The sequence below is a fragment of the Azospirillum sp. B4 genome (genome assembly GCF_000333275.1).
In the GTDB taxonomy this organism is placed as follows: domain Bacteria; phylum Pseudomonadota; class Alphaproteobacteria; order Azospirillales; family Azospirillaceae; genus Nitrospirillum.
The window spans coordinates 1-5,628 of sequence record NZ_BACU01000642.1; the positions used below are offsets into that span (position 1 = coordinate 1).

Genomic DNA, 5,628 nt, shown 5'->3' on the forward strand with positions numbered 1-5,628 from the left:
CCGCTCCTGGTGGCCATGGCGGGCATAGCCGTCCAGGACCTTGTATGGTTCCGCCGCCCGCGCCCCCGCCGCCACGGCCAAGACCACACCGAACACCAACGCCGTCCACACCCTCATCATGCCCGCCCCCTTGTCGTTGGGGCCGCGATGGCGCGGCCCATGAGATAAAGGGTCCGCAAAAACAAAGGGCTGCGCAATGGCTTCCATGCCATCGCGCAGCCCTTTGGCGACAATACGCGCCGGTCTTACTTCGGCTTGCGGAAGCGGAAGACGAACTGGTCGGTATGGCCGCGCAGGCTGGGGTCGAAGACCTTGAGGCTATGGTTGTCGGCGGTATTGCGCAGGGCGTCATCCTCGCCATCCAGCACGAAGCCGGCGGCCAGCACCTCCTTCTTCACCGTTTCGGGGTCGATACGATGCAGGCTGTCGGTATCGCGCAAACCCGAACCGGCTTCGGCCACGTGGTCCAGCACGATGTAGACGCCGCCCGGCTTCAGCGCGTCGAACACCGCCTTGTTGAAGGCCGGCACGTCTGCCGGCCCCAGGAAGGCGTCATGCAGGTCGTGATAGTTCTGCGAGGTCCAGACCACGTCCACCTTTTCCGGGATGGACGGGGCGTTGACCGGCTGGATCAGGGGCACGATGTTGCCGTAGGCCTTGTCCGCCGCCAGCGCCTTCTGTCCGTCCACCGCCTTGGTCGAGCGGGTGGCCAGTTCGCCGGGCAGCAGGCTGTAGACCCGGCCCTTCGGCCCCACGGTCTTGGCCAGCAGACGGGTGAAATAGCCGGCGCCGGGCATGAAATCCACCACCTTGTCGCCCGGCTTCACACCGGCGAAGGCCAGCATCTCCGCCGGCTTGCGGTCGCCATCGCGGTCCTTGTCGGCCTGCGGGCGGTTGCTGTCGGCGACGGCGGCGGTGATGGCGGCGGACGGTGCTTCCCTGGCGCCGGCGGTGAGCGCCAGGCTGGAAACGGCCAGCCCCAAGGCCAGCGCGATGACGGAGACGCGAGACATTGTTCCCTTCCCTCCCTGGATGTCAGCCTGGCCCCGTGAAGCTTACCCCCGACAGGCCCTCCACGGCCGGCTGCCGCTAGAAGGTGCGGAGCCGGCGGCGTAAATCAATCCCGCCACCCGGAAAAAGCGGTGGATTCCAGCCGCCAGGTCATCGCGCCGCAGGCGGCCTCGGCTCAGCCGAAGGCCGGCGGCGGAAACAGGCCGGCGATGGTGCGCACCGCCTGCTCCGCCAGCGGGCGGTCCGGCTCGATGCTGTCGTCACCATAGCCGTAATAGTCATCCGGTCCGATGACCTGGAAGACGAAGCCGTCGCGCCGGGGCACGAAGGACACGCCATCGTAGAACAGGCCGTAGTGGACATCGTCCTGGGGGATCATGCGCGCCAGCTGGCCCCGCACCGGCATGACGGACGTGTCGCCCATCAGGGCGCGGGCGCCATAGCCGGTGCAGTTCACCAGCACCTTTTGGGTCAAGCGGGCGAAGTCCGCCGGGGTGTGGAACTCCTGCACCTCAATACGGCCGCCATTGGCATGGAATTCGTCCAGCAACAGGCGGGCATAGCTGGAAATGTTGAACACCATGTTGGTGTTGCGGCGGACGTAGCGTGAACCGAAGGGGTGCAGGCCGGCCGGCACCTCGGCGGCATGGGGCGTCAGGGTCGGCAGCAGCTCGTGCTGCAGCGCGTCGGCGAAGGGGGGGCGGCCATCGGTCACGGCCTCGTGCCGTTCGCGGTTGGCCTGGTCGGCGACGAAATAGTTGTCCACCCACTCGATGGGCGTGCCCGGCAGGCCCAGCAGGTTCTGATAGGACTGGAAGGAGGTCAGGCACATCCGCGCCCACAGGGCCTTGAACTCCGGCGTGGCGTACTGTTCCAGGCAGATGCGCGAATCCGGTGACCACACGCCGGTGGCGAAGCTGGAGCGGGTGTCCGGCGGCAGGTCCTTGGCATAGATGGTGACCTTGGCGCCGGCGCGTTGCAGTTGCAGCGCCGTCGTCAGGCCGATGGCGCCGCAGCCGATGACGGCGATGTCACGTTCCCCCAACGCCATGGCCTTTTCCGTGGCCACCAGGCCGGTGCCCCAGGACAGGGACCAGCCGCTGCCCCCATGGCCGTAGTGGTGGACCACCAGCTTCTGCCCGATGCGCTCCACCTCCAGCCGGGGGCCCTGGGCGCGGAAGGGCCGGGTGCAAACGGTGATGCGGGTGATGCGGTCGGGCGTGGCCCGGATGGGTGTCAGCCGCAGGGCGTCGCGCGCCCCCTCCGGCACCATCGGTTTGCGGCCGCCGTCGGCCGACCCGGCGCACCCCGCCAGCATCAGGCTGGCGCCCGCGCCCACCAGAAGGTTGCGCCGGCCCATCATCGCGTCCACCCGTTCGCCCGCCATGTGTCCCCCTGCCTGTTCTGTAGGACCGACCGTCCCCCGGGAACCTTAAAGGAAAAGATTTCCCTGAGAAACCAAGAGTCTGCACGAAACGCGCCGCAGCAGGGCCGTGCCAGCGCTCGGCACGGCGGGCGAAGGGGTCAGGCGGGACCTTCGCTGATCGTTTCAAACCCTGAATGAAAGGGAGTGCGGGGGAGCGTGGTGGGCCCGGCAGGACTCGAACCTGCAACCAGACCGTTATGAGCGGCCGGCTCTAACCGTTGAGCTACAGGCCCACGCGGGCCGCACTTTGCCGGGTGGCGCCCCGCCTTGCAATCCCCTTGCGTGGGACTTCATCAAATTTTTACGACAGCCTCCAAATCGTTGGAAAAGAGCCGCTATCCTTTTGATTCGGCGTGCCTTGGCCGGCGAATGCCATGTTGCCGGCTCAGGACTGAGGTGTTACCTTTGCAAGGCTTGGGACGGTACCGGTAACGCTGTCCACGCGGCAAATGGCCGCGCGGGCACCCGTAAACCGGGTGAGTCCCCAGCGAACGCGGGCCCCGCGAAAGGGGACCCGCATGAGGCTCCGGCCAACGGGGCCCGCCAAAGCGGTTGGCGTCAGGCCCGGGGTGATCCCCGGGCAGGGGTACATACGCGAGGGGGGCCAGCGGCAGAACGATCCGACACATACGCCCGGCGTCCGGGCTTTCATCAGGGTCCCCGCGGGGGCAGCCACCAGCGGCGCGCCATGCAGCCGCCGCTCCGCTCATCCGGAACGGATGGACGGGCGAACCGCCTTCCGCCGCCGGCCATATCAGAACATCCATGGGAGGAAGTGACGATGGCGAACATCGCCAGCAGCAGTACCAGTGGGGCCTCGACCCGCATGACGAAGGAGGAGCGCAAGGTCATCTTCGCCTCGTCCCTCGGCACCGTGTTCGAGTGGTATGATTTCTATCTGTACGGTTCCCTTGCCGCCATCATCAGCGCCCGGTTCTTCTCGGGCCTGCCGACCCAGGGCGCCAAGGACGTGTTCACGCTGCTGGGCTTCGCCGCCGGCTTCTTCGTCCGCCCCTTCGGCGCCCTGGTCTTCGGCCGGCTGGGCGACCTGGTGGGCCGCAAGTACACCTTCCTGGTCACCATCGTCATCATGGGCCTGTCGACGGCCGTTATCGGCTTCCTGCCCAGCTATGAATCGGTGGGCGTCCTGTCGCCCATCCTGTTGATCTCCTTGCGCCTGCTGCAGGGCCTGGCGCTGGGCGGCGAATATGGCGGCGCCGCGACCTACGTGGCCGAGCACGCCCCCCACGGCAAGCGCGGCGCGTATACCGCCTGGATCCAGATCACCGCCACCGGCGGCCTGTTCCTGTCGCTGCTGGTCATCCTGGCCTGCCGCATGAACCTGTCCGACGCGGACTTCAAGGCCTGGGGCTGGCGCATCCCCTTCCTGGTGTCGCTGCTGCTGCTGGGCGTGTCCTTGTGGATCCGCCTGCAGCTGGACGAATCGCCGCTGTTCAAGAAGATGAAGGAGGAGGGCAAGACCTCCAAGTCCCCCATCCTGGACAGCTTCGGCAACCTCTATAACCTGAAGTTCGTGCTGCTGGCCCTGTTCGGCGTCGTCGCCGGCCAGGCCGTCGTCTGGTATTGCGGCCAGTTCTACGCCCAGATCTTCCTGAAGAGCACGCTGAAGATCGACCCCAACACCGCCGACACCCTGGCGGCCGTCGCCCTGCTGTTCGCCACCCCCTTCTTCGTGGTGTTCGGGTCGCTGTCCGACCGCATCGGCCGCAAGAAGGTCATCCTGGCCGGCCTGGCGCTGGCCATCCTGACCTACTTCCCCATCTTCCGGGGCATCACCCACTACGGCAACCCGGCGCTGGAGGCGGCCATGGCCGCGGCCCCGGCCACCGTCACCGCCGATCCGGCCGAATGCACCTGGCAGCTGAACGTCACCGGCACGTCGACCTTCAAGTCCAGCTGCGACGTCGCCAAGAAGGCCCTGGTGGACAAGAGCGTGCCCTACAGCGCGGTCGATGGCGGCGCCGGTTCCGTGGCCCAGATCAAGATCGGCGACACGGTCATCGACAGCTATGACGCCAACGCGGCGGACGCCAAGGAGAAGAAGGCCGCCTTCGACAAGGCGGTGGCCGAGGCCGTGAAGGCCGCCGGCTATCCGGCCAAGGCCGATGACGCCGCCATCAACAAGCCGATGCTGACCTTCCTGCTGTGGATCCTGGTCATCTACGTGACCCTGGTCTACGGCCCCATCGCCGCCATGCTGGTGGAGATGTTCCCGTCGCGCATCCGCTACACCTCCATGTCCCTGCCCTACCACATCGGCAACGGCTGGTTCGGCGGCTTCCTGCCGGCCATCTCACTGGCCATCGTGGTCACCACCGGCCAGATGTACGCCGGCCTGTGGTACCCGATCATCATCGCCGCCATCACCTTCGTGATCGGCCTGCTGTTCGTGCGGGAAACCAAGGACGTGGAAGTCAGCCACGACAAATAAGCGCCACCCCCAAAGGGCTGCGCCTGGAACGGAGGGCCCGGACGGCAACGTCCGGGCCTTTCCTTATGGCGGGGGGCCGGCTGGCAGCGGTTCACCAGGCCCGTACGTCCGTGAGGATGGTCAGGCGCGCTGGCGCAGGTGGCGGCTGAAGCGGAAGGGCGACGGCACCAGCGCCGTGAGGTTCTTCAGGGCCGTGGCCTTGGGCAGGCTGAAGGTGGCCAGGCCCTTGCCCAGCGCCATCACGGTCTCGATCCGGCGGTCGAGGAAGGACCAGGTGTCGGCATACCCTTCCGACCGGTCGCTCAGCCAGTACAGCACCGTCGCCGTCTGCACCCCGGCCAGCAGGGCACGCTTGGTGTAGTAGTTGATGTCGGTCGACTGGTCGCCGGCGGCGTACCACACGGCATCGACCGTCCGGTACAGCAGGCGGGCGCCCAGGGCGGCATGGGCGGTCAGGAAGGAACTGGCGCGCTGCACCGCCTCCGCCCAAGGCGCCAGGATCTCCAGCCGTAGGCGCACCGCCAGGGTCACCCGCGCCCGCACCTTCATCACCGCCAGGTCGCGGCCCGCCATCTGCGCCATCATGGTGCGGTCGGCCCAGTCGCTGAACTGCGCCACCACGTCCGCCACGCCGCCGGGAAACAGGGCCGCCACCTGGGCGCTCTCCATGCCGGCATCCACCGCCGCCTGGCGCAGCGCCACCGCCGACCAGCCGTCGAACGCCACGTGCGGCAGCACC

General features: G+C 67.6%; 4 protein-coding genes and 1 tRNA gene. 1 reads left to right on the forward strand and 4 read right to left on the reverse strand.

What is annotated here, in order from left to right; genetic code table 11:
• Window positions 1-245: 245 nt before the first annotated feature.
• From I55_RS29090 to I55_RS29100, 3 genes are all read right to left on the reverse strand, one after another.
• Window positions 246-1,013, reverse strand: a complete 768-nt coding sequence (locus tag I55_RS29090; protein WP_044564219.1) for a class I SAM-dependent methyltransferase — start codon at window positions 1,011-1,013, stop codon at window positions 246-248.
• Between the two features lie 173 nt (window positions 1,014-1,186).
• On the reverse strand, window positions 1,187-2,398 hold the full coding sequence (locus I55_RS29095; RefSeq protein WP_252181360.1) for an FAD-dependent oxidoreductase: 1,212 nt from the start codon (window positions 2,396-2,398) through the stop codon (window positions 1,187-1,189).
• A 196-nt stretch (window positions 2,399-2,594) separates the two neighbouring features.
• A tRNA-Ile gene (locus tag I55_RS29100) sits at window positions 2,595-2,670 on the reverse strand.
• A 548-nt stretch (window positions 2,671-3,218) separates the two neighbouring features.
• On the opposite strand from I55_RS29100, the gene I55_RS29105 reads away from it, so the two are divergent.
• Window positions 3,219-4,889 (forward strand): MFS transporter, encoded by a 1,671-nt coding sequence (locus I55_RS29105; RefSeq protein WP_159107300.1) that lies wholly within the window; start codon window positions 3,219-3,221, stop codon window positions 4,887-4,889.
• A gap of 120 nt (window positions 4,890-5,009) precedes the next feature.
• Here the strand turns inward: I55_RS29105 and I55_RS29110 are convergent.
• The coding region (locus I55_RS29110; protein WP_044564220.1) for a COQ9 family protein at window positions 5,010-5,628 on the reverse strand (619 nt) is incomplete at its 5' end.

Coding starts and splice junctions, on each gene's coding strand:
- I55_RS29095 (WP_252181360.1), bottom strand. CDS start 2,398: ATGGCGGGCGAACGGGTGGACGCGATGATGGGCCGGCGCAACCTTCTG.
- I55_RS29105 (WP_159107300.1), top strand. CDS start 3,219: ATGGCGAACATCGCCAGCAGCAGTACCAGTGGGGCCTCGACCCGCATG.
- I55_RS29090 (WP_044564219.1), bottom strand. CDS start 1,013: ATGTCTCGCGTCTCCGTCATCGCGCTGGCCTTGGGGCTGGCCGTTTCC.